Raw genomic sequence first — 23,471 nt, 5'->3', positions numbered from 1 at the left:
TCCCCTTTAAAATCCATTGATCAAATTATGTCGCGGGGATCTGTGACCAATTCAAGCTCTTCTGCGTCGATTCAATTCTTTCGTGGAACTGATGAAAAAGCTGTACCTGAAATAAGGCTTACCAGAAGCAGAGACGGTCGTACAGGTCAGGCGTTCTTCAGCTTCGACCAACCTGAGGCCTTGATCAACCCTGAACAAATAGGTGAAATCATTGGAATGATCCTCATAGATGAAGAAGGTGAGCTAATTACACGCGAAGTAAAGGCTCGTTTTGTCAATGGCAGTCCAAATGCAATTGAAGCCATATATACCTGGAAATCTGATGCTGATTTTCAGAGATTCATGCGCTTTGCTGAGAGATACGCACAAAGTCATGGATTGGGCTATACCCAAACAGGCGACAAACAATCTAACGAGTGAGCAGTAAAACGTGAAATTTCCACAATGGCTCTCTCTAGCAATCCTCTTGGCTTGTGGAGTTTTGTTGTGGAGATTAAGAGATTTACTTATTCATCTTTTCGCCGGAATTGTATTAGCCATGGCGATTTGCACCCTTGTCAACCAACTTCGATCACGATGGAGGATGCCAAGACTAATAGCTCTTACAATATGCTTAACTAGTTTACTATTAATAATATGCACTGCATTAGCTCTCATTGTTCCTCCTTTTACAGAAGAATTTCAACAGATTATTAGACAACTGCCCGAGGCTGGGCGAAAACTTTGGGTAATCGCCTTAAGTAGTATTAGTCAAATATCCTCTTTGGTTTACGGAAACAATGCTTTAGAACAAAGTTGGACAACTTCTGATAATTTATTTACATTTCCTGATAGCACATCCTTGGCTTCTGGAGTCAGCCAAGGAATTCAAAAAATATTGGGTATTGCAGGAAATCTTGGGAATGGATTAATACAGTTCATTTTTGTAATTTCAATCGCATTAATGATATCAATACAACCAAAATCATATCGCGAGGTAGCTATCCAACTAGTTCCATCATTCTACAGAAGAAGAGCTAGAAAGATACTTTTAGAATGTGGTAATTCACTCAGTGATTGGATGGTAGGAGTATTGATAAGTTCAATATGTGTTGCTTTACTTGCTGGGATTGGACTCTCAGTATTAGGAGTAAAGTTAGTAATGGCAAATGCTATTCTAGCTGGAATTCTAAACATAATACCCAATGTTGGCCCAACTATTAGTACCATTTTCCCAATCTCAGTAGCCCTATTGGATGCTCCATGGAAAGCAGTTGCAGTAGTGGGTTTGTATGTATTGATTCAAAATCTTGAAAGCTATTTAATCACCCCATCAGTGATGCAACATCAAGTAAAGCTTCTACCAGGACTAACTCTAACTGCACAATTTACCTTTGCCATTTTATTTGGTCCTTTAGGTCTCTTTCTTGCTCTACCACTTGCAGTCGTACTGCAAGTCATGATTCGGGAAATCCTTATACATGATTTACTTGATCCATGGAAAAAGAAACTTAGAGAACAGTGAATTCAAAGTCTTTAATAACAACATTAACTCTAATCACATCAGCATTCCTAGCATGGCAATTGCGTTGGGTTCTTCTCATTATCTTTGGAGCAGTAGTAATCTCTGTAGGTTTTGATGTCCTCATAAAAAAAATTCAGAGGTTCATCAAATTAAGTCGGAAACCTGCTCTAGGAATAGTCCTTATTCTGTTATTAATAGGAGGATCTGTAGTTTATACTTTTCTTGCTCCAGAATTAATCATTCAAACTAAAGACTTAGAGAATCTAGCCCCTAATCTAATTGACAAGCTTAAATCAATTCTCTCAGGAGAACTAAGACTCTTAAACCTTGAAAACTCATTTCCTGAAAAGATCAGCTGGGAAAATATACAACCTATAAGCAACAAATTACTTGGGTTCGCAGGAGGCGCAGCTAACAGCATTTTTCAATTACTTCTAACAGTTCTCCTAGCAATCTTACTTGCTTTAGATCCAAATGCTCATCGAAAAATATTGATTTCAGCAACCCCAAGAAGTAAACGGAAAACAGTTGAAGAATTACTTGATCAATGTAGAAATGCTCTTGGAGGTTGGCTTAGTGGAATGACAATTTCCGCCATAAGTGTTTTCTTGCTTACATGGGCGGGACTTTCCTTTCTAAAAGTACCTCTAGCTCTACTAAGTGCACTTATTTGCGGAATTCTAACCTTTGTCCCAATAATTGGACCAACCGCAGCAAGTCTACTTCCATTAGGGGTATCCCTTCTGATATCACCATCATTAATGATTCAGGTGTTAATTCTTAGGTTGGCACTTCAAAACTTCGAAGCCTTCCTGCTTACTCCTCTTTTACTTCGAAGGACTGTAAATTTACTTCCAACAGTAGCCTTGACCTCGCAACTAAGTCTAGGAGCACTGCTTGGACTACCTGGAGTACTATTAGCTCTTCCTCTAGCTGTTGTTCTACAAGTTGGGATGCAAAAAATACTTGTAAAACAAGTAATGGATAAGTTATAGAATACTTATAACTATTACCTACGGGTAATCCGACTTTCTAATAATCCATAATGCTTAAAAATAGATGGAGTGGAAATTAAAACTATTATAGCTAAGGCATGATGCCTAAAAGCATAAACAAGAGAAGTTATAGTGAAATTGTCTAAGAGCAATCTGACTTCTACTCTTAGATCCCAAAAGGCAAAAGCTAGTAACAAAAACGGGGTCAACCTATCTAATAAATAAGGTCCATTTCGAATCACTTTATTCATTAACTGAAAGGGAATCATCAAGTGTTTCAGGACCTTTGGCGGCTGTTTCTCTAAGGCTTAGCAATGAAGGTGCAAGAGCGATACTTGACCAGCTACCAACTAGCACACCCAAAGATAAAGCAACAGCAAACCAATAAAGAGTAGATCCACCAAAGAGAATCAACGCAATTAGCGGCAGAAGTGTTGTGCCACTTGTATATAGCGTTCTAGTTAATGTTGCAGAAACAGCTCTGTCAATTTGCTCTGCAAGAGAAAGAGAGGAGTCATAACGACTCCTCTCTCGAATACGGTCAAAAACAACTACAGTATCATTAACAGAATAACCAGCAATAGTAAGTAGAGCAACAGCAAAAAGACTTTCTACTTCTAAATTAATTGCAATCCCCAACCAGGCAAAGATTCCACATACAATTAAAACATCATGACCAAGGGCAATAAGAGCCAAAAATGCATAAAGCCTGTCATATCTAAAGGTTATATATAAGGCAATTCCAGAAAAGGCTACCAATAATGAGATCAAACTACTCCTAAGTAGCTGACCACCTAAACTTGGTCCAATAGTCTCAATAGATTCACTTCCCCCTTGAATTTGACCTATTAGAGGTTTAATTTTCTCGATGATTTGATTACTTTGTGTGGCGGAAATAAATGGTAATCTAAGAACTACTGACTTCCCACTGTCAAGAATCTGAACTCTAGCTGAAGACAAATCAGTTGTTACATTGTCTTCTTCAGAGAATAAGATTGTTGATTTTATAGAGTCCTCTAATAGTTTACTATTTATTAAACCACATTCATTATCACAATTGCGTTCAAGTTGAATCTGAGTACCACCTGTAAAATCAAGCCCCGGTCTTAGCGGGGCTTTGATCGATGGATTGAGAATACAAAGTATTAGTCCTAAAGCACTTAGAAAAATACATGTGCCAGATATAAGCCAGATTAAACGCCGATTACGACAGAGGCGTAATCGAATTCTTGTGTTAGAGGGTGATGATTTCATGCTAATTAATAATCAAATTGAGGAAGGAAGCTCACTAATTGGTAAGAAATTTGTTGGGCGCCTTAGGGCCTGATAACTCATCAAAAACCTAAGCAATGTTCGCGTACAACTCAAAGCCGTAAAGAGGCTAAATATCACACCAATGCCAAGTGTTGCAGCAAAGCCTTTAACAAGACCCGTACCCAAAAAGAACAATGCTCCACAACTAATTAAAGTTGTTATATGTCCGTCAACAATGGAAGAAAATGCCTGAGAGAAGCCAGTCTCTATAGAGCGTATGAGTGTATTTCCTCGCCGCAATTCATCCTTAACTCGTTCGAAAATAAGAACATTTGCATCTACTGCCATGCCAATACTAAGAATAAACCCTGCGATCCCTGGCAATGTAAGTGTCACTGGGATCAATGAATATGCTGCCAAGTTAAAGAGTGCGTAAAGACTTAATGCAAGGACGGCTACAAGGCCAGCAAGGCGGTAGGACAGCAACATAAATAAAGCTACCAAGACAAGTCCCGAAAGTGCCGCAATAAGACTTCTCCGAATATTTTCAGCTCCCAAAGTTGGGCCAATAGATCTAACCTCAAGCACCCTAACTGGCAGAGGCAAAGAACCACCTCTTAACTGAACCTCTAAATCTCTTGCCTCCTCAGCGGAAAACCGTCCACTAATTGTTGCTGCGCCGCCTGTTATTCCTGCTGTCTTAAATTGTTCGCCAACAGTTGCCTCACTTATTGAGTATCCATCCAGAACAATTCCTAGCAAGCGATCTGTACCGGCAATTGATTGAGTAAGTTGAGCGAATTTCTCAGCCCCTTCCCTGTTAAAAGTAAGAGTCACTTCCCATCCGGAAATATTCTGCTCTTGCTGTCGTCCAGCTGTTATTAGATCTTTTCCAGTTAAGAATGCAGGTTCAAATAAAGAAACAATTTTCTCATTTACCTTTTCTAGAAGTTCCTCAATCTGGTCAATTTCATTATCAGTGTTTATGTCTATGCCTAAAGATCGTTGTGCTGAAGACAACTGATCTCTATTAAGCTCATCATCAGAGATAGCTTTTCCATCATCTTTAGATTTTGCAAGTTCTAAAACACTATTTGCTTGGTTCCTAAGCCTTTGCAAGGTCCTTATCTCATCCTCAGTTCCTGCTCTTTGTGCACGAAATTCAAGCAAGGCTGTCTCACCTAAGACCTTCGCAGCCCGTGAAGGATCCTGCTCACCAGGAAGCTGCAAAACCAATTGGTCTTCTCCGATAGTCTGAAGGGTAGATTCAGCAACACCTAAACCATTTACCCGTCGGTCCAAAACCGATTTAACAGCCTCAAGCTGCTCAGACTTCACTTGTTGAATGTCACCAGCAGGTTGAACTTCCAACGTCAACTGACTTCCTCCACGGAAATCAAGGCCTAGCTGTAACGGAAAGTTCAAGCATACAGATGCTGCCGAAATCGCAAGAGCAAGTATTAATGCAAACCATCCCTGCTGACGGGCCATTAATTAAATCCTCTTGCTAACAATTTCCTTTGTGGCATCGACAATCTGGTGGGGTTGGATAATAGTGAGGTTCTCTAATTTCCCATTGTATGGGGTTGGAATATCCTGACTGGAAAGCCTTACTGGAGGAGCATCCAAATCATCAAAGCATTCCTCTGTAATCAAAGAAATCAACTCAGCTGCAATGCCTCCTGTTTTCATACATTCTTCAACAATTATCACCCTATTAGTTTTAGCAATTGAACGTTTAATTGTATCCATGTCAAAAGGCTTAAGACTAATTAAATCAATTAGCTCTACATCGATATTTTCACTCTCCAAGAGCTCAATGGCCTTCAGGCAATGATGACGCATACGCGAATAAGTAAGAATTGTCACATCTTTCCCCTCTTTTACTAAATCAGCCTGATCCAAAGCGCATACATATTCCCCTGAAGGGATTTCCTCAGTGAGGTTATAAAGCAAAACATGCTCAAAAAACAGAACAGGGTTGTTATCTCTAATCGCAGCCTTCATTAGGCCCTTGGCATTAGTAGGAGTACTGCAAGCAACAATTTTTATCCCCGGGACAGCATGAAAATAAGCCTCCAAACGTTGGCTATGCTCTGCTCCAAGTTGTCTGCCAACGCCCCCAGGACCTCTTACTACTGTCGGAATTGTGTAATTCCCCCCACTGGTATATCTCAACATTCCCATGTTGTTAGAAATCTGATTAAAAGCGAGCAAGAGGAATCCCATATTCATGCCTTCGACAATCGGACGTAAACCGGTCATCGCAGCTCCTACCGCCATCCCTGTAAAGCTGTTCTCAGCGATAGGGGTATCTAGGACCCTTAGTTCACCATATTTCTCACAAAGGTCCTTGGTGACCTTGTAAGAACCACCGTAGTGGCCAACATCTTCTCCCATCACGCAGACAAGAGAATCTCTAGCCATCTCTTCATCGATGGCTTCACGAAGTGCGTTAAAAAGAATTGTTCCTTTCACAGCTCAGCTGCAATCCCAATAAGAAGGGTAACGAAGCCAAACTATCTCAACGAGGGGCTAATTAGCCTCCTGCCGCAAAAGTGGTCAACAACAAAACTGAAATGAGCATGCCTGGGCTCAACAGTAAGACCAACATTCCTAGATCATGAAAGTTCATATTCAGAGCCTCTGATTGGCACTCAAGAGTCAGTGTTCAAACATTAGGAAGAATCGGCTTCCTTGCCAGGAATCAATTCGCGAAGAAAAACAAGAGTTAACCCCAAGCCAATAAAAGCGAATGTAAAGGTCGCTAAAAAACTCATACCTATAACCAATGTTTTAATCGCCGAAGCAATACTTTGAGCGATTGCTGATGTGTAGCTAGGTTGATGGATAGAAAAATAGGTAACTGCTCTTTTACTAAGACCAAGGCACAACCAAGCAAAAACACCACTAGTAATAGCCCCTGACAGATAACTCATTGGGCCTTTAGATGCTTGAGGATTTGGCTGGTTCCCCAGAGAGCTAGAAGAATCCTGAATATCTTTGTTCAAAACAAGTTTTTAATGTCTTTCAATTTTTACTCCTTGTTGGCTTAATGCACAACACCAACTCTGAAAACCTGCTTTTTCAAGACGGTCCCGATACTGAGAATAGCCGGCTTGAGCTTTAGTTAAATCTGAAAAAAGAGCAAAGCAACTTGGACCAGATCCGCTCATCGCAGCACCTAGATTTTGAGGTATTTCTCTAAGTAAACTAAGAGCCTCTTTAACAGAAGGCGTATTCTCTTCAACTACCTTATTGAGATCATTATGCAAAGGAGGAGCTATCTTCCCTCCCAAAGGGTTAAGCCAATCAGCTCTTCTTAAACTTTTTCTACGAGACTCAAAATCTAATTCATTAGTTAAATATCTCTTGAATTCAGTTTCCCTAAATTTGCCATATGCCCATGGCGTCGAAACACTCACAGAAGGATCTTTAACTAAAAGAATGGCCAAAGACATCTCTTCTACTAGCTGAGGCTCTAAAACCTCTCCACGCCCAAAACAAAGTTGAGTTCCACCAGCTAAACAAAATGGAACATCAGAACCAAGCTCTGATGCCAATACTTCTAATTGGTCAAGAGATAGACCTGTACCCCAAAATTGATTTAAGCCAATCAAAGCCGCTGCCGCATCGGTAGATCCTCCTGCAAGACCTGCGCCAATGGGTATAGCCTTCTTCAAATGAATCTCCGCACCAAGTTCAGTTAACCCAGTCTTATCGCGTAATAAATATCCTGACCGAATAATCAAGTTGTCATTTGATGTACTGAGCTCAGGTACATCACATTGAAGAGTTATTAATCCATTTCTATTTTCCTTAATCTCCAATTGATCTACGAGGTCTATCGACTGCATAACCATTGCTAATTCATGAAAACCATCAGTTCTAAAACCCAATACTTCTAAATGGAGATTGATTTTTGCTGGCGCTGAAACAAGCAATGGACTAAAAACAAATCACCAACCTTATTTTTGCATCAATATCACTCCATATGAAAGCTTTCTAGAGAATTCAACGCTTTTGCAAACTCCAACCACTTCAAAGGAGGAATTTCTTGAGGGCGTTGCTGAAGATCGACGCCCACATCTTGCGCAATCAACTCAAGTTCTTCCAATGGACAAATATCTTTAAGCGTATTCCTCAACATCTTCCTCCTAGACAAAAACGCCTTCCTTAGCAAAATCTCTATTCTGCGTGCCAACCCTGGTTCCAAATATTTTTCTGAATTAAATGGTTCAATTGCAATAACCTCTGAATGAACCTTTGGTGGTGGGACAAAACATCGAGGAGGAACACTACAAACCTTCCTGCAATAAGCCATCAACTGAAGCCTGACACTTAAGGAGCTAAAACTCTTGTCTCCTGGATTCGCAGTTATCCTGTTAGCCACCTCTTTCTGCAAGAGCAATATCAATAACTCATATGGTTTTGCCACTGGGCTACTCAAACTACCCAACAACTTCTCCAAAAGTGGACCAGTAATGTTGTAAGGAATATTTGCTACTACCTTTGTTGCTAGTGCCCCATCAGGGAAGGTTAATGGCACCTTTAGAACATCACCTTGAACCAAGGTAAACCTTGATTGATTCACAAAGCGTCGTCTCAAGAAATCAACTAAGTCTCTATCTATTTCAACAGCATGAACTGACGAGGCTGAAGAATCAAGCAATTTTTCCGTAAGGGCCCCTTTCCCAGGACCAATCTCTAGAACCCTGTCAACAGATCTTAAATCCGCAGCTAAAAGAATATTTCCTAAAACCTGAGGGTCTCGTAGCCAATGCTGCCCAAATCTTTTTCGAGCAGTATGCCTTTGAAAAGTCATTTCCTAGCCCTGCTCCAACTTAGCCAAAACAAACAGATGCGCTCAACTAAACCCATCTCACCTTAAGTATAAAAACCATCCACTATTCTTTATAAGCAAATAATCAATTCCCACATCAAAGAGTCCTAGGGTTAACCCAATCCCTAAACACCTTGATGATTAAGTACTTTATAGCCATCGTCTCTGCAAGTATTCTTCTCATCCTTCCATTACAGCCATGTTTTGCTGAAACGGTCTTCTCCCAAGAAGAAGTCAATAGCATTAATATCGAGTTGCCTAGTGTGCTCGATGATGATTTTTTTGAGGATCTTCCCTTTGAGCAGCGTCGCCAGGCCCTAAGGGATGAAGTAGAACTTGACCCCAAAAGAAGCCCTTCTCCTCAAATCCCTAAAAAATACAACTTGTTAATCAGATGAGCCTTGATTCCCATAGCCTTCAAAAACTTCGTGAACTAGGTCGGCAATTGCCCAAACCCCTCCCAAAGCCGGATGAAGTCAAGAAATCAACAAACAAAAAGAATCAATATAAACATCCTGTCGAAACCGAAAAGAACCCAGAGAAATTATTTAAAGAGTTAATAAAAATAAGTCCAGATGGATCAATTCCTTCTCACCTTATTAATCGATTAAAAGAAGTTGAATCTGATTATTCTAACCACAATCAAGACAATAAACACCTTCAGAAAATCACTTCTGATAACAGTCAAAAAGTTAGGCGTATAAACTTTATTAGCAATAAGAACTCCCTAAGCAAATCAAATATCAATAGCCAGCAAAAGAAAGACGAGGAAAAACTTTATGTAAATTTTAAACAGTTATTACTAGAAGAAGACTAAGCAAATTAAACGCCACCAAAGGAAAGCTTTGATTAATTTATCCCGCATTCGAATACTTACTGTTGGGAAAACACGGAAAAAATGGATTCGAGACGGTATAGACCTATATCTCAAACGTCTCCCAGGCATAACAATTACTCAACTTCGTGATGGCACCCCTAAACGAGAAGAACAAAACATTCTTTCAGCATTAAACACAAATGAAACACTAATAGCCCTTACAGAAGAGGCCATTCCCCTAACGTCCAAAGAATTTGCAGAAAAAATAAAGGACCTTGGTCCATCGCGACTTGCATTTGCCATTGGAGGAGCCGATGGCCTCACTGTCAAATTAAAAGAGTCGGCGAGCCTAAATCTCAGCCTTTCTCCTATGACTTTTCCCCATGAAATTGCTCAATTAATACTTCTTGAGCAAATTTATCGTGCTCAAACCATCCTAAGAGGAGGCCCCTACCATCGGGAGTAGTTACACCAAAAAGACAAGCCAAGATCTATGGGCTAGTATGTTTGTACTATGCCGCAGTACGATGGAAATCTCCGGGGTCGGGATCGCCCACAAAGGCCGTCAACCCATTCCGCACATAAATAAGGAGGACGGAAATACAACTACAGGATTCCCTTCACCAGCCGATGACTACGCTGAAACCGGAATAGATCTAAACAAAGAATTAATCCCTCGCCCTACAAGCACTTTCTTTCTCCGCGTCAGTGGAGAATCAATGAACAAAGCCGGAATATATAACGAAGACCTCCTAATAGTCGATCGCAGCATAAATGCCAAACCAGGCGATATTGTTATCACAATTATGAATGGAGTTTTTACTATTAAGCGGTTGACACGTTTCAAAAAGAATCTATTTCTAGAAATAAATGAAGACAAGCAAGAACTGCCTGGACTAAATAATGAGAAAGATATTTTTATCTGGGGAGTGGTGACTTACTCTATTCATCGCTTAACAACTCTATTCCATCAAGAACAAGTCGCTAGCGAATAACTAACACGGAGGGCCTTTAAATCAGCAATTTCTTTAAAGGCATAAGCAAGAAAGATAGTTGATCAAGAATCTAGTTAAATTAATAATATAATTTTCTTTCCTATAGAAGAATCGAAATCAGATTCCATTGTTTTTCATTCAGCCATTCCACCTCCATTTTGCAATGCTTAGATTGCCAGCTTACATATATTTCTTCAATAAAAAATAACAGAAGTAATTATCACTACAGGAACGAACCACGCAAAAGAACTTCAAAAAATATTTCCAATCTTCATCAAGCAAAAGACTTTCACAGCACCTATTAAATTCGAGAAATCATTTTCAGCACTGACGGAACTTACGAGCACAAAAATAAGAGCACCGCCCGCAAAGAGTCACAAAATAACGACGAAACTGAAATCGTAGATAGTACAGATATACTATAGCGGGAATTGGTCATCTCTCTTGTGATTCGCCAAGCTACTGCCTTAATAGATGGCAACAATTTCTATGCTTCATGCGAACAAAGCCTTGACCCGTCCTTAGCAGGTCATCCTTTAATAATCCTCTCAAATAATGATGGCTGCATCATTGCACGTAACGCAGAGGCGCGAAAACTGGAAATAGCAATGGGGGTTCCTTATTTTAAAGTCCGCAAAAAGTTAAAGACGCTGGGAGTCATAGTCCGCAGCTCTAACTACGCTCTATACGCAGACATGAGCCAAAGACTCATGAGCATACTGAAAACATGTACTGAAAAATTAGAGATCTACTCCATTGACGAAGCCTTTGCTCTTGTCAATCGCCCATACGACGGAAATTTACGTCCTTGGGCTCGCCAATTACGAGCCCAGGTTTACCAAAACCTGGGCCTTCCTATAGCAATCGGCATTGGAGAAACCAAAGGCCAAGCAAAACTTGCCAATAGAACCGCAAAAGTGATGCCATCACTTTGCGGAATATTTGACCTCGCTATAGAAGAAGATAAAGATAAATGGTTAGAAAGAATCGCCATTGAAGACGTATGGGGGATTGGGAACAAACTTTCTCAGTGGTGTCGTCTAAACAACATCAATACAGCAAGACAACTTCGTGATATGCCAACCGGAAAGCTACTTGCGAAATACGGCATAAAAGGCATCCGCATACAACGAGAACTACTGGGTTACAAATGTATCCCCTTAGCCGAAAAAACCAAACCGAAAAAGGAAACCTGCGTCAGCAGAAGCTTTGGAAGACCAATTTGCCAATCAAATGAATTACGACAGGCAATCGCGAATTACGTAGTTCGTGGAGCAGAAAAACTACGCCGCCAATCACAAGTAACTGCCTCACTGACAGTGTTTGCAATAACAAAGAGCCCTAGCCAGTCCCCTTGCCAAAAAACTGCAACAACACGACTAACCCCTCCAAGCAATGACACTTCGCGCCTCCTTCAAGCAGCCTTGCCATTGACAGAACAAATTTTCGATCCGTCCAAATCAACCATCAAAGCAGGTGTGCTATTGCAAAATCTCCAAACGACACGCTTTCTCCAGCAAGAATTATTTACGCCTCCCGAAACAAATGAAAAACTCATATCGACGATTGACCAACTCAATCGTCGATATGGCCAAAATACGGTCACATGGGGCGCCTGCGGCCTAGAACAAACCTGGGAGATGCGTCGAGCTCGACTTAGTCCAATATCAACCAGCCGCTTTAAAGAGATTCCATTAGCCCACGCATAAAAAAGCAAGGAGGTCGCAACATCAAAGACAAAAAAACCAAGAAAAATTCCAATAGTCTGAATCAATTTAAGACGTCATTTTTCCGACAAGTGGACACCATTAAAACAACGCAATATCCAGAAAATGAAGCAGAGAGAGCGCATAGCCTAATAAGTCATTCTGGAAGGCTGTAAATCTCAATAAAAAGGATATATCAGACTCTCTAAAGATGACTTAAAGAGCCACAAAGTCGGGTCAAAATAACTTGCAAAAAACAGTTTTGTAAGAGGGAATGGAAATTCCAGTCTAGCCAAGTAGAACCTCTAAATTTATAATGACCACACCACAGATTTCGCAAAGCAAAACAGATATAACTAACAATTCAAAATGGATAAGGTGAAGGTCTAGCAGTTAAATGCTCGCAGTCTTAGTCTTCTCAAATTAACTCCTCTGCCTAAATCGAGTCTAAAGATCATCAACTGATGTATATGCAAGCAGGTTAATTAATTTAGGACTCATAAAAAGATTGAGATAAGACAGTTAACAGTTTATTGTCAGAAATTCTGAATAAAAAATGACCTAAAAAAAGTAAAACTATGCAGAAACTATCTCGTCATTAGCCAACCCAGAACAACGTTGCTGATCTAAATGAATGATATGCTTTCGTTCACTGTAATAAAGGTTCTGAAAATGTATCGCGTCTGAATTCAACTCTTGAAACATATTCTCTATACAATTTTCCATATCAACAGATTCAGAAGGATGAAGACGCTCTTGTTCTATTAAATTTGCTATGCATCTTTCAAGTGTTGCTAATCGTTGTCCAGACCAAGCCTCAAGAAGATGCCGGCATCGCTTGAGACTCTTCTGACGCTCTAAGACTGCAGCAGAACCTCTTAATTGGTGCAAAGGTTTTGCAAAGAATGCCTTTTGAACTTCACTAGGCTTAAGCAAAGGTGTTAAACGAGTTAAAAGGGAGCTGTTCTCTAGCAATAATTGATCAGAAAGCAAGCTTGGCAAATCAAGCTTCCCAAGCTCTTCTCCCGATGCATTACCACGAATAATTTCTTCAAGGTGATCAAAGCCAAGATTTGTTTCCTCCAGCTCTGTAATAGCAGCCCATAACAAACGATGGTGCTGCAAAGCAAAATCTTCAAGCTCTCTTTTCCTCAACTCTCTTCTAATAGCAACGCGATGAGCTGGACAATGAAGATACAAACCAAGAATCTCAACTTCGCTGCGTTCACGTTGAGACGCCTCACCTGGTTGCTCAAAGCGACTCGACCTACCGTGCCAACGCTGACCTTTTACCTGTTGTCGAAGATCCTCCTCAAGCTGCAAGGCCATGCGTCCTTGCCCGCCACTTAAACGCTCAGCAACCTTTTGCAAATAATGAGTTCGAACAGCTGTCTGAGGAAGCTTTCCTAAGAGCTCAACAAGAGCACCAACAACTTTTTGAAACTCATCAGCGTTTGTTAAATCATTTCCTTGAAAAGCTTGTTCAATCTGCCAATCGAGCCAAAGGGGAGCTTGGTCAAGCAATGCCCTGTATTCACCAGGGGAATTAACCTGCAAAAACTCATCAGGGTCCTTACCTAAAGGTAAATGCAAAACTCTTAACTCCAATTGGCCTTGCAGGGCTAATTGTTCAACCTCCCCAATAGCCCTATTGGCTGCACGAATACCGGCTCCATCGGAATCGAAGTTTAGAACTATGCGTTTATTCTCTGTACAGCGACATAAATTTGTTATCTGCTGATTACTTAGAGCCGTCCCAAGCGAAGCTACTGAATTAGTTAGACCTGCAGAATATAAAGAGATAACGTCAAAATAGCCCTCCACAACAATGGCTCTATCCTCTTTTCTAATTGAATTAGCTGCTCTATTTAGACCAAATAAATGTTTACCCTTCTCGAAAAGTTCTGTTTCAGGAGAATTTAAATATTTAGGCTCTGACCCATCAAGACTGCGCCCACCAAATCCTATAACCCTACCCTGGCGATCATGAATAGGAACCATAATCCGACCACGAAAACGATCATAAAATCCATCTCCTCCTTTCCTTGAAACAACAAGACCTGCTGCCTCAAGCAATTCAGCAGGAAGTCTTTCAACATTCTCCAAATGCCTTAAAAGTCCATCCCAATCTTCAGGGGCGTAACCAAGACCAAAAACATCAAGACTCGACTCAGAAAGCCCGCGAGTATTAATGAGATACCGAAGGGCCTCTGCACCTTTAGAAGTTCTTAACTGACTTCTAAACCAAACCTCTGCAAGAGAAAGTGCTCGATGAAGTTTTTCTCGCCTAGAAAGTTGCTGTCGGAAACGCTCTTGGGATGGACCATCTGCTGTCTCTACTGGCAACTGATACTTCCGAGCAAGCTCAAGAACAACCTCGCTAAAACTAAGTTTCTGAAACTCCATTAAAAACTTAATGGAGTTTCCGCCTGCACCACATGAGAAGCAGTAATAAAACTGCTTAGCAGGGGAGACAGTCATTGAAGGCTTGCTGTCGTCATGAAATGGGCAAATTCCTATAAATTCCCGCCCTTTCTTCTTTAAAACAACATGCTCTCCAACGACATCGACTATGTCTGACCGTTCCTTAACGGCCTCAATAGTACGAGGATGAAGTCGAGGGGAGGGCATCGATACATTCTGCTTATTGTTAGCTGTTTGGTCTAGTTCTCTAAGTAGGAATTAATGCACTCATAGATTGATCACTCCATACTGATGCTCTAAGAGGCCAAATCAAACCTCCAAAACATGCCTCAATTCTGGCCTGCTCTTAAAGGACTTAACTCGACAAATTCAAATGGGAGCAGTGCCCTCATAAGTAGCGCTCTGGCCTTCAGCTTGATGACCGTATGCGTCAAGCATTTAGGCGGTCGAATACCAATAGCAGAGATCCTCTTTGCAAGATCCTTAATAAGTATTTCTATAACCCTATTTTTGCTGAAAAGACAAGGAGTTTCTCCATGGGGAAAACAAAAAAACTTACTCTTTTTAAGGGGTTTACTAGGGACTGCAGCCCTTTTCTGTGTTTTCTATGCTCTTGCAACACTTCCGCTTAGTGCAGCAACAGTTATTCAATACACCTATCCAACCTTCACAGCAATAGGGGCATGGTTTTTTCTAGGAGAAAAAATAAAGCGGCGAATTGGCATTGCAGTCCTTATCGGTTGGATGGGAATAACAATGGTTGCAAGACCAACATGGATAACAAAAAGCAGTGAGGGGCTTCCCTCTATACCAGTCTTCATAGCTATTGCAGGGGCAATCCTCACAGCATTTGCTTACATCTGTGTGCGAAAGCTTTCTCAGTCGGAACATGAATTAGTTATTATCTATTATTTTCCTTTTTTATCAATAGTCGTCTGCCTACCCCTAATGCTGAGAAACTTTATTGAGCCATCAGGAGTTGAATGGCTATGGTTATTAGGCACAGGAATATTCACACAGTTTGGGCAAATGGGTATAACAAGAGGACTCCATCTTCTAAGTGCTGCAAAGGCAAGTTCTATAAACTATGTGCAGGTAATTTTTGCAACTTTTTGGGGTTACCTACTATTTGAAGAATCAATAGATGTTTGGAGCTCTACAGGTGCAGTCTTTGTACTTCTTGGAACATTAATTAGTCTAAGTGGTAAGGATTAGCTCTTTTAGACGTTTTTAATCGCGGGAAGTTCCCAAAAAAACTATTAAAAAGTTTCATTAATCGTTTAAACAAGCTTGACTTGCCCAATGGTCCGTTTTTGAGCAGGATGAAGAAAGAGCAAAACCTCCCATTCCATAACGAACCACCTTCACAAAATCCAACTCAATTTTAGAAGGAGCTAAAAATCATGAAATTAATCCTCCTGGCACTTCTTGCCCTAAACATTTCCCCACCTTCATTGGCAGATGAGTATCAGCGTGGTTACTCCGCCTCTAGAACTTGCACACGCAATGAATACCGAGAGGAATATGTCCCAGGAACACAAGCTTCCCCTGGTTACGTTAAGTCATGGACAGAGACAATTGAAGTTCCTTGTAACTCCAAAAACTCTCATAGAAGCACTAATCACAGGCATGCCCATCCAGCTGATTTAGACACCAATGACTGCTCTGAAGGGACGATAATTGGCGGGCTACTTGGGGCAGGTCTGGCGGGGATGAGCTCAAGAGGGAAAGACCAATGGTTTGCTGTTCCTGCGGGTGGTGTTGCAGGCGCAATGATTGGCTGTCAGGTTGATGGAGGTTAAAAAACCCTTCATGACAAATTGAGCTGAAGCCAAAAAAAGACTTTTTCAATCTGAAGCATTTCAGAACTTCCAAAAACAAGAACAATTCAAAAAAATAAGGCAACATAAGCCAAATAAGAGATTAGTCATGATTGCCTGGCTACAAGGGCAGAAGCTTGAGAGTTGGCGGCTAGGGAACCGCCAAGGAGTCTTAATAGCTTGTGGAGGAGTTGGCTACGAAGTCCATACCTCCTTACGTCATCAGATCGAAATAGAGCCTCATCAAAACGTAGTTTTATGGATACACCACATCCAACGAGAAGAGACTGAATATCTCTACGGTTTCCCTAAGCGGATTGAAAGAGACTTATTTAGAATCCTTATCAGTGTTAATGGTGTGGGACCTCAACTCGCCTTAGTTCTTCTAGATAAATTTGAGGGTGAAGATCTTATAGAAGCATTAGTCGAGGCTGACATTCAAAAGCTCTGTCAAGTACAAGGCGTAGGAAAAAGAACAGCTGAAAGGCTTGCTATTGAATTAGAGACAAAGTTATCGCATTTGGAAAGCACAAAAGAAGAATTACTACGTAATAAGATCAACCCTGTAATTGCTAAAGCACAAGGGTTCGAGGAGCTTCATAGCTCTTTGAGTTCTCTAGGTTACGAAGACCTTGAAATACGAAGAGCCTTTCAGGCAATAGCTTCTGACAGCAAGCATGAAGCTAAAGAAGGAAAGGTTTCATCAAGCGACTTGGATGATCCTGATCAGCTGCTTCGAGCAAGCTTGCTATGGCTTACACGTGAAGCAGCTTAAGTAAAAGGGTCCCCAAGGAGTTAAATTATGTTTTTGAATTGAAAGGACTAAACAAAAAGCATGTCGCTCGATACAGCCGAAAAGCAAAAGCTAATCAACTCTCATCAGGTTCACCCAACCGACACAGGTTCCGTGGAAATTCAAGTTGCCATGCTGAGTGAACGAATTTCAAAGCTCAGCGAACATCTCCAAAAAAACCAACAAGACTATTCTTCTCGTCAAGGTTTACTAAAAATGATTGGGCGCAGAAAACGTCTTCTTAACTATATTCGCAGCAAAAGTGAGAACAAATTCAGTGACCTAATAGCAAAACTAGGAATAAGAGGCTGATCTTTTTAAGGATCCATTCCAAGTATTTTCTAACAATGGTTGACCCTTTTCAGAAAAACTCCTCAACAAAAAAAATCTCTGGAGTAAATAACTTAAAAAAGAAAAATACCAAACCTCAAGGTGGTATTCCTACTTCTGTTGCAAACAGAATGGCTAGACGAGTCGCTATTACAAGCGGAGTTCCTACCATTACAGGAATGGGCATTTTTATTGCTAGTTATCTACTCGTGAGCAGAGGCATAACTGATATACCACCAGTAATAACGCTACTCTCTTCTGCAGCGTTCTTTTTTCTTGGACTATTGGGTCTTAGTTTTGGCCTATTCTCTTCCAGCTGGGAAACCTCACCCGGAAGCTTTTTAGGGCTTGAGAATATCCGCCCAAACATTACGAAGGTGAGGGAATCCTTTCAAGCAAACAAAACAACTAAAGAATAATCTTCCTAGGTCTTTTTCTAAGACTTTAAACAAACAAAGATTCGCTGCAGGTAGCTCTAAAGTTTTTTTTCTGCAAAGAATTCAAAGCAGCATGAGCATCTCTCACACAAAACTGATCGCCTAAACGGACATATCTAACATCAGAACCTTCTTTTACAGACGCAACTACCGGCACTCTTACTCCAAATTCATCTTTTCCAGGTAAATGATCAGATAGGCACTCCCTTAATCGATGCTGAACCCCAAGGTCACTCGCTTCATCTGGGGGTAATTCAATTAAAAGAAGCCTAAGGTCATCAATTGCACGACAATCTTCAACTATCAACTGAACACGATCATCCCTATGATCCACTGAAGCCCAAACAAGAAGCCTTGCCTCAAGAAGTAAGTGATCAGAAAGGCGTTCATAAGTTCTTGGGAAGACAACTGCTTCGCAACTGCCGGTCAGATCCTCAAGCTGAAGAATTGCCATACGATCTCCCTTGCGGGTGGTCACCTGACGCATTTCCGAAATCATTGCTACGGCACTTACTTTGGCTTTATCACGCTGATCACCCAAAGCTCCGATGCCAATAGGAGCAAGAAGCCTTGCCGGTGGTTTTAACTGCTTTAAAGGGTGGTCAGATAAATAAAAGCCAACCAGCTCTTTCTCTCTACGAAGTTTTTCAGTGGGTGAATAATCTGGAACAGGTGGTGACTTTGGTGCAGTGAATCTTTCCGGTGATTTTTCAGCATCATTGCCTAAGTCAATGAGATCAAATAAATTGCCTTGGCCACTAATCCTGTCACGGGCTCTAGAAGAAGCCCAATCAATAATCAAATCCAAATCAGCCATGAGCTGAGCTCTATTTCCCTGTGGATCAATAGCATCAAGAGCTCCACAATGAATTAAAGATTCCAATCCTCTCCTGTTTAATATATTTGAAGGAATACGATCACAAATATCTGCAAGCGAACTAAAAGCACCCTCCTTTTCGCGATTTGATATTAAATGTCTAATTGCACTATCACCGAGATTGCGGACTGCGGATAATCCAAAAAGAATCTGCGTATCTTTAGGAGTAAAATCTATACCTGAAGAGTTCACATCTGGAGGAACAACTTCTATCCCCATTGAATTACAATTAGAGATGTATCTCTGAACCTTATCTGACGCCCCAGAATTTACAGTCAATAAAGCGGCCATATATGCCACAGGATAATGGGCCTTAAGATATGCTGTTTGATATGTAACTGCACCATATGCAGTTGAATGGCTCTTGTTAAAGCAATACTCAGCAAATAAAACCATCTGGTCAAAAAGTTGGTCAGCCAACTTTTTGACCACTCCCTTTTTAGCTGCTCCATTTACAAATAAGTCGCGATGTTTCTGCATTTCCTGGACCTTTTTCTTCCCCATCGCTCTCCTTAATAAATCCGCTTCACCCAAAGAATATCCTGCAAGATCTTGAGCGATCTTCATGATCTGTTCTTGATAAACCATAATTCCATATGTCTCTTTAAGTATTGGTTCAAGTAACGAATGCGCGAAGTCAATAGATTCCCTCCCATGCTTACGGTTAATAAACTTTGGTATCAGGCCAGCATCTAAAGGTCCTGGTCTATAGAGAGCCAAAATCGAGGAAATATCTTCTAAGGAAGAAGGTTTCAAGTCACGAACTATTTGTCTCATACCTGTTGATTCAAGTTGGAAGATACCTTCAAGATCTCCTCTCGCCAAGAGCGCAAAAGTATCTTTATCTTCAGGAGGTATCGATTCTGGAGAAATCTTTTCACCCGAGCTTGCTTCAACCAGTTCGAGTGCTTTGTCTATCATCGTTAAGTTCTTTAAGCCTAGAAAATCCATCTTTAATAGACCCATTGACTCGACATCTTCCATGAAATATTGAGTAATAACTTGTCCATCATTATTTCTCTGAAGAGGAACTAAGTTATCGAGGGGTTCCGAGCCAATGACAACCCCAGCAGCATGGACACCAAAAGTCTTATTTGTGCCTTCTATTCTGATAGCCATATCTACCCACTTCTTTACCAATGAATCCTTTTGGTACTTCTCCCTAAAAGCTGAATTAGGTGATTTAGCACCAATCATCTCTGATAGTTTTGCAGGTTTTCCTCTTACAACAGGAATCAATTTTGCAAGTCGATCAGCATCCCCATATGGAATATCAAGAACTCTCGCAACATCTTTCAAAACAGCCTTTGAAGTCATCCTGTTGAAAGTAATAATTTGGGCAACCTTATCCTCCCCATATTTTGAAGTTACATATTCAATCACTTCTCCTCTTCTTTCGATGCAAAAGTCTGTATCAATATCTGGCATTGATTTCCTTTCTGGGTTTAAGAATCTCTCAAATAGTAACCCTTGCATTACAGGGTCGATATTTGTAATTTTCAAGGCATATGCCACTAAAGAGCCCGCCGCTGAACCTCTCCCAGGGCCAACCGGAATATTCTTCTCTCTAGCAAACCTAATGTAATCCCAAACGACAAGAAAATAAGTTGAAAATCCCATCTGCTCCATTATTTCCAGCTCATATGAGAGTCGTTCAAGATATACTTCTTCATTAGAACCGTGAGATGAAGTGCTTAGCCTTTCTCTTAATCCCTGCTCAGCAACCTCTCGAAGATATGTTTCAGTTGTATAACCATTCGGGATAGGAAAATCAGGCATTTTATATCCACCAAGAATGTCATATTCTTCAACCTTTTCGGCAATCTTAGCTGTATTCAAGACAGCCTTTCTCACAATCTGAGGATCAATATGATCAGCAAAAAGATTCATCATCTCTTTTTCAGATTTAATGTACTCAGTGCCCGTATAACGAAGTCTTTTTTCATCCGTTATCAACTTTCCAGTCAAGACGCATAAAAGAGCATCATGAGCTTCAACATCATGTTTAGTTAAATAATGAGCATCATTTGTTGCAATCAATTCAATACCTAGCTCTTGAGCTATACGAACAATCTCAACATTTACAATTCTATCTTCTACCGAACCATGATCTTGAATCTCTAGATAAAAATCATCTGCAAAAATGTCCTTGTACCAAGATGCAATATCTCTAGCAACATCCGTCCTACCGCGAAGAATAGCCTGGGGTATCTCGCCTCCTAGGCAAGCAGTTGCAACAATCAATCCTTCTCTATAAGTCTTCAGTAACTCTTTATCTACACAAGCCCTTGAAAATATGCCTCTTCCTCTCATTCCTTTTAAATGACTAAGGGTTGTAAGCTTCACCAAATTCCTATAACCAATTTCATTCTTAGCTAAAACAACTAAATGATAACGTCGTTCTTTTTTGGGCTGCGGATCATCAATAGAGCCGTTTATAACGTACATTTCATTCCCAATTATCGGCTTAATTCCTGCAGCACTGCACAACTTCAACAGCTCGACAGCTCCATACATCACTCCATGATCAGTTAATGCCACAGCTGGCATATCCAACTCCTTGGCACGTTCCACCATCCTTGGGAGCTGACTTGCTCCGTCAAGAAGGCTGTAATCGCTGTGGTTATGTAAAGGAACAAAACTCATACGAGACAGAATATTGCCAATACTCAATATATGGTGTCATTGAAAGATATAGACACTATATCCCTGCCATTTCTGACCTGATCAAGGAATGAACTCACCTGAAGGACAATTTTTCATCACTTCCGCAGCTTGCTCATATTGGTAGGCAACCTGCAAAAGGCGAGATTCGTCTAATACATTTGATATGAGCTGAAGGCCTATTGGAAGTCCAGCTTTATCAAAGCCACAAGGCAAACTTATTGCAGGTAAACCTGCAAGATTGGCAGGAATAGTAAGCAAATCCGATAAATACATCGCCAAAGGATTATTTGAGTGAGCACCAGATTGAAAAGCTGTTGTGGGAGCCGTAGGCGTTAATAAAACATCTACCTTTTTAAAAGCATTATCAAAATCCCTTCTGATCAATGTCCTGACCTGTTGAGCTTTTTTGTAGTAAGCATCTACGTATCCAGCAGATAGTGCATAAGTTCCAATAAGAATTCTCCTCTGCACCTCGCTGCCAAAGCCCTCTGCACGACTCTTGGCCATCATCTCCGCAAGAGTTTCTCCTCCTTCAGAACGATGCCCGTATTTCACTCCGTCATATCTAGCGAGGTTGGAGGATGCCTCTGAAGGGGCAATCACGTAATAGGTTGCAATCCCATCATTAAATCTTGGGCAACTTATATCAATCAACTGAGCTCCAATACCTTCCAATTGATTTGCAGCTGCTAATACTGAGCTTTTAACGCTCGAGGCGAGCCCCTCCTGGTCAAAACACTCACTTATCAAACCTACGCGAAGACCTTTTAGAGGCTTAAGTAGATCAGCACAATAATCTGGAACAGGAACATTTAAACAAGTCGAATCCCTATGGTCAGCTCCTGCTATGACATTTAAAATTTCAGCGGCGTCAGCAACACAAGTTGTGAAAGGACCAACTTGATCTAGTGAACTAGCAAAAGCAATCAAACCCCAACGACTCACGCGACCATAAGTTGGCTTAAGACCTACAACACCACAAAAAGAAGCTGGCTGACGAATAGAGCCGCCTGTATCTGAGCCTAAAGCTGCAATGCATTCGCCAGAGGCAACAGCCGCAGCGCTTCCCCCTGAACTCCCGCCAGGAACTCTTGAGGAATCCCAAGGGTTTGAAGTGGCTCCAAAAGCTGAGGTTTCAGTAGAGCTACCCATTGCAAACTCATCCAAGTTTGTCTTACCAAGCAAAACAGCACCTGCCTCCCACAACCGTTCTGTAACTGTTGATTCGTAAGGGGGGACAAAATTATCGAGCATGCGACTTGAGCAAGTAGTCCTAACCCCTTTTGTGCATAGATTGTCTTTTATCGCAACTGGAAGTCCTGCCAAAGGAGGTAGGGGTTCGCCAGAGGCCAGCCTTTTATCAATTCGATCGGCTTCTAATAGAGCCCTTTCTGAAGTTACATCCAAAAAAGCATGAACTGAGGAATCAACCTGAGATATACGCTCAATATATTTCCCTACAAGCTCCCTTGCTGAAACCTCACCTCTCTTAAGCTCTGCTCTCCATTTAGATATTGTCATCAGGCAAAATTTTCAATGTTTAAGTTGACGCTATCAGTAGTTAACTCATCTATGGACTAAATGGTCAATGGTTCACTACGGCGACCTCTAACAAATCTGTGATTTAGTCCTTCTGGGGACTCTTGAGAAAGATCATTCAGAAATCTCTCTAAGTTTCCATGAAGGCTCCTCTTAGTAAGGAACGGCCCAAACCAATAAGTTGCGTTTGGCCTTTTTGTTTCCACTTCGGCCCACCAAGCCATTCCAAGACTATTACTTAGGCTTCGCAGCCCCCTCAAAATAGGGCTCATCAATAAGGCTTGCAAGTTATTTATTCATTCTGCCTTCACCAAAAAAATTCGTCATTAAAGAACTTCATTTCATAACCAAAATCAGCTATTTAGGTATAAAAAGTTTTCCTCGCTTTGTACTTAAGAAAACTCATACCAACCTTTCTTATAGTCATTCAAATTGACCATTCGTCTAAGTAAATCAGGAAAGATAGCTAC

23 protein-coding genes are annotated in these 23,471 nt (G+C 40.9%); 13 read left to right on the top strand and 10 right to left on the bottom strand.

The window, feature by feature from the left end:
- The first annotated feature begins 27 nt into the window (after positions 1-27).
- The 3 genes from psb28 to SOI84_RS00480 are packed head-to-tail and all read left to right on the top strand — an operon-like array spanning position 28 to position 2,499.
- A complete protein-coding gene (gene psb28, locus SOI84_RS00490; protein WP_320674459.1) occupies positions 28-420 on the top strand; it encodes a photosystem II reaction center protein Psb28 in 393 nt (130 codons plus the stop codon).
- 10 nt (positions 421-430) lie between these two features.
- On the top strand, positions 431-1,504 hold the full coding sequence (locus tag SOI84_RS00485) for an AI-2E family transporter (protein ID WP_320674458.1): 1,074 nt from the start codon (positions 431-433) through the stop codon (positions 1,502-1,504).
- Positions 1,501-2,499, top strand: coding sequence for an AI-2E family transporter (locus tag SOI84_RS00480; protein ID WP_320674457.1), 999 nt, complete (start codon positions 1,501-1,503; stop codon positions 2,497-2,499). The genes SOI84_RS00485 and SOI84_RS00480 overlap by 4 nt, the downstream gene beginning before the upstream one ends.
- Positions 2,500-2,742: 243 nt before the next feature.
- Here the strand turns inward: SOI84_RS00480 and secF are convergent, their stop codons facing one another.
- From secF to rsmA, 6 genes are all read right to left on the bottom strand, one after another.
- On the bottom strand, positions 2,743-3,753 hold the full coding sequence (gene secF, locus SOI84_RS00475) for a protein translocase subunit SecF (RefSeq protein ID WP_320674456.1): 1,011 nt from the start codon (positions 3,751-3,753) through the stop codon (positions 2,743-2,745).
- Positions 3,754-3,765: 12 nt separating this feature from the next.
- Complete coding sequence (gene secD / locus SOI84_RS00470) at positions 3,766-5,244, bottom strand: protein translocase subunit SecD (RefSeq protein ID WP_320674455.1); 1,479 nt, start codon at positions 5,242-5,244, stop codon at positions 3,766-3,768.
- A 3-nt stretch (positions 5,245-5,247) separates the two neighbouring features.
- Positions 5,248-6,231 carry a pyruvate dehydrogenase complex E1 component subunit beta gene (locus tag SOI84_RS00465; RefSeq protein WP_320674454.1) on the bottom strand — a complete coding sequence of 328 codons (984 nt, stop codon included), beginning with the start codon at positions 6,229-6,231 and terminating at the stop codon, positions 5,248-5,250.
- 200 nt (positions 6,232-6,431) lie between these two features.
- Positions 6,432-6,692: a DUF3082 domain-containing protein gene (locus SOI84_RS00460; RefSeq protein WP_320674453.1), complete on the bottom strand. Its 261-nt coding sequence runs from the start codon at positions 6,690-6,692 to the stop codon at positions 6,432-6,434.
- An 81-nt stretch (positions 6,693-6,773) separates the two neighbouring features.
- Positions 6,774-7,697, bottom strand: a complete 924-nt coding sequence (gene ispE, locus SOI84_RS00455) for a 4-(cytidine 5'-diphospho)-2-C-methyl-D-erythritol kinase (RefSeq protein WP_320674452.1) — start codon at positions 7,695-7,697, stop codon at positions 6,774-6,776.
- Positions 7,698-7,738: 41 nt separating this feature from the next.
- On the bottom strand, positions 7,739-8,578 hold the full coding sequence (gene rsmA, locus SOI84_RS00450; protein WP_320674451.1) for a 16S rRNA (adenine(1518)-N(6)/adenine(1519)-N(6))-dimethyltransferase RsmA: 840 nt from the start codon (positions 8,576-8,578) through the stop codon (positions 7,739-7,741).
- 155 nt (positions 8,579-8,733) lie between these two features.
- Between rsmA and SOI84_RS00445 the strand changes: the two genes are divergently transcribed.
- The 5 genes from SOI84_RS00445 to SOI84_RS00425 all read left to right on the top strand — a co-directional run bounded on the left by SOI84_RS00445 (position 8,734) and on the right by SOI84_RS00425 (position 12,117).
- Positions 8,734-8,994 carry a hypothetical protein gene (locus tag SOI84_RS00445; RefSeq protein WP_320674450.1) on the top strand — a complete coding sequence of 87 codons (261 nt, stop codon included), beginning with the start codon at positions 8,734-8,736 and terminating at the stop codon, positions 8,992-8,994.
- A complete protein-coding gene (locus tag SOI84_RS00440) occupies positions 8,991-9,413 on the top strand; it encodes a hypothetical protein (RefSeq protein ID WP_320674449.1) in 423 nt (140 codons plus the stop codon). Before SOI84_RS00445 ends, SOI84_RS00440 begins: the two co-directional genes overlap by 4 nt.
- Before the next feature lie 31 nt (positions 9,414-9,444).
- Complete coding sequence (locus SOI84_RS00435; RefSeq protein ID WP_320675473.1) at positions 9,445-9,879, top strand: 23S rRNA (pseudouridine(1915)-N(3))-methyltransferase RlmH; 435 nt, start codon at positions 9,445-9,447, stop codon at positions 9,877-9,879.
- Between the two features lie 37 nt (positions 9,880-9,916).
- A complete protein-coding gene (locus SOI84_RS00430) occupies positions 9,917-10,408 on the top strand; it encodes a translesion error-prone DNA polymerase V autoproteolytic subunit (RefSeq protein WP_320674448.1) in 492 nt (163 codons plus the stop codon).
- Between the two features lie 449 nt (positions 10,409-10,857).
- Positions 10,858-12,117, top strand: a complete 1,260-nt coding sequence (locus SOI84_RS00425) for a Y-family DNA polymerase (protein ID WP_320675472.1) — start codon at positions 10,858-10,860, stop codon at positions 12,115-12,117.
- 573 nt (positions 12,118-12,690) lie between these two features.
- Here the strand turns inward: SOI84_RS00425 and dnaG are convergent.
- Positions 12,691-14,745, bottom strand: coding sequence for a DNA primase (gene dnaG / locus SOI84_RS00420; RefSeq protein ID WP_320674447.1), 2,055 nt, complete (start codon positions 14,743-14,745; stop codon positions 12,691-12,693).
- Between the two features lie 117 nt (positions 14,746-14,862).
- Between dnaG and SOI84_RS00415 the strand changes: the two genes are divergently transcribed.
- The 5 genes from SOI84_RS00415 to SOI84_RS00395 all read left to right on the top strand — a co-directional run bounded on the left by SOI84_RS00415 (position 14,863) and on the right by SOI84_RS00395 (position 17,900).
- The gene (locus SOI84_RS00415; RefSeq protein ID WP_320674446.1) at positions 14,863-15,753 is read left to right on the top strand and encodes a DMT family transporter; all 891 of its coding nucleotides are present in this window, start codon (positions 14,863-14,865) and stop codon (positions 15,751-15,753) included.
- Positions 15,754-15,941: 188 nt separating this feature from the next.
- Complete coding sequence (locus SOI84_RS00410; protein WP_320674445.1) at positions 15,942-16,340, top strand: glycine zipper 2TM domain-containing protein; 399 nt, start codon at positions 15,942-15,944, stop codon at positions 16,338-16,340.
- A gap of 127 nt (positions 16,341-16,467) precedes the next feature.
- Positions 16,468-17,133: a Holliday junction branch migration protein RuvA gene (gene ruvA, locus SOI84_RS00405; protein WP_320674444.1), complete on the top strand. Its 666-nt coding sequence runs from the start codon at positions 16,468-16,470 to the stop codon at positions 17,131-17,133.
- Between the two features lie 60 nt (positions 17,134-17,193).
- Entirely contained in the window at positions 17,194-17,463 is a 270-nt protein-coding gene (gene rpsO / locus SOI84_RS00400; protein WP_320674443.1) for a 30S ribosomal protein S15, read from the top strand.
- A gap of 35 nt (positions 17,464-17,498) precedes the next feature.
- Positions 17,499-17,900 (top strand): PAM68 family protein, encoded by a 402-nt coding sequence (locus tag SOI84_RS00395; RefSeq protein ID WP_320674441.1) that lies wholly within the window; start codon positions 17,499-17,501, stop codon positions 17,898-17,900.
- Between the two features lie 25 nt (positions 17,901-17,925).
- Here SOI84_RS00395 and SOI84_RS00390 read toward each other — a convergent pair whose 3' ends face one another.
- The 3 genes from SOI84_RS00390 to SOI84_RS00380 all read right to left on the bottom strand — a co-directional run bounded on the left by SOI84_RS00390 (position 17,926) and on the right by SOI84_RS00380 (position 23,273).
- Entirely contained in the window at positions 17,926-21,441 is a 3,516-nt protein-coding gene (locus SOI84_RS00390) for a DNA polymerase III subunit alpha (protein WP_320674440.1), read from the bottom strand.
- 81 nt (positions 21,442-21,522) lie between these two features.
- Positions 21,523-22,983: an Asp-tRNA(Asn)/Glu-tRNA(Gln) amidotransferase subunit GatA gene (gatA, locus tag SOI84_RS00385; RefSeq protein WP_320674439.1), complete on the bottom strand. Its 1,461-nt coding sequence runs from the start codon at positions 22,981-22,983 to the stop codon at positions 21,523-21,525.
- 56 nt (positions 22,984-23,039) lie between these two features.
- On the bottom strand, positions 23,040-23,273 hold the full coding sequence (locus SOI84_RS00380) for a DUF1816 domain-containing protein (RefSeq protein WP_320674438.1): 234 nt from the start codon (positions 23,271-23,273) through the stop codon (positions 23,040-23,042).
- Positions 23,274-23,471: the final 198 nt, after the last annotated feature.

Origin of the sequence: Prochlorococcus sp. MIT 1341 (assembly GCF_034092415.1) — a bacterium.
Classification (GTDB): domain Bacteria; phylum Cyanobacteriota; class Cyanobacteriia; order PCC-6307; family Cyanobiaceae; genus AG-363-P08.
Note: the sequence above shows the minus strand (reverse complement) of the source record. Positions and strands in the feature narration are given on the sequence as shown.

Bases quoted from the DNA above. Each gene is read 5' to 3' on its own strand.
- psb28 (WP_320674459.1), top strand. From the start codon at position 28: ATGTCGCGGGGATCTGTGACCAATTCAAGCTCTTCTGCGTCGATTCAA.
- secF (WP_320674456.1), bottom strand. From the start codon at position 3,753: ATGAAATCATCACCCTCTAACACAAGAATTCGATTACGCCTCTGTCGT.
- secD (WP_320674455.1), bottom strand. From the start codon at position 5,244: ATGGCCCGTCAGCAGGGATGGTTTGCATTAATACTTGCTCTTGCGATT.
- SOI84_RS00460 (WP_320674453.1), bottom strand. From the start codon at position 6,692: ATGAGTTATCTGTCAGGGGCTATTACTAGTGGTGTTTTTGCTTGGTTG.
- rsmA (WP_320674451.1), bottom strand. From the start codon at position 8,578: ATGACTTTTCAAAGGCATACTGCTCGAAAAAGATTTGGGCAGCATTGG.
- SOI84_RS00445 (WP_320674450.1), top strand. From the start codon at position 8,734: ATGATTAAGTACTTTATAGCCATCGTCTCTGCAAGTATTCTTCTCATC.
- SOI84_RS00440 (WP_320674449.1), top strand. From the start codon at position 8,991: ATGAGCCTTGATTCCCATAGCCTTCAAAAACTTCGTGAACTAGGTCGG.
- SOI84_RS00430 (WP_320674448.1), top strand. From the start codon at position 9,917: ATGTTTGTACTATGCCGCAGTACGATGGAAATCTCCGGGGTCGGGATC.
- dnaG (WP_320674447.1), bottom strand. From the start codon at position 14,745: ATGCCCTCCCCTCGACTTCATCCTCGTACTATTGAGGCCGTTAAGGAA.
- SOI84_RS00415 (WP_320674446.1), top strand. From the start codon at position 14,863: ATGCCTCAATTCTGGCCTGCTCTTAAAGGACTTAACTCGACAAATTCA.
- SOI84_RS00410 (WP_320674445.1), top strand. From the start codon at position 15,942: ATGAAATTAATCCTCCTGGCACTTCTTGCCCTAAACATTTCCCCACCT.
- ruvA (WP_320674444.1), top strand. From the start codon at position 16,468: ATGATTGCCTGGCTACAAGGGCAGAAGCTTGAGAGTTGGCGGCTAGGG.
- rpsO (WP_320674443.1), top strand. From the start codon at position 17,194: ATGTCGCTCGATACAGCCGAAAAGCAAAAGCTAATCAACTCTCATCAG.
- SOI84_RS00395 (WP_320674441.1), top strand. From the start codon at position 17,499: ATGGTTGACCCTTTTCAGAAAAACTCCTCAACAAAAAAAATCTCTGGA.
- SOI84_RS00390 (WP_320674440.1), bottom strand. From the start codon at position 21,441: ATGAGTTTTGTTCCTTTACATAACCACAGCGATTACAGCCTTCTTGAC.
- gatA (WP_320674439.1), bottom strand. From the start codon at position 22,983: ATGACAATATCTAAATGGAGAGCAGAGCTTAAGAGAGGTGAGGTTTCA.
- SOI84_RS00380 (WP_320674438.1), bottom strand. From the start codon at position 23,273: ATGAGCCCTATTTTGAGGGGGCTGCGAAGCCTAAGTAATAGTCTTGGA.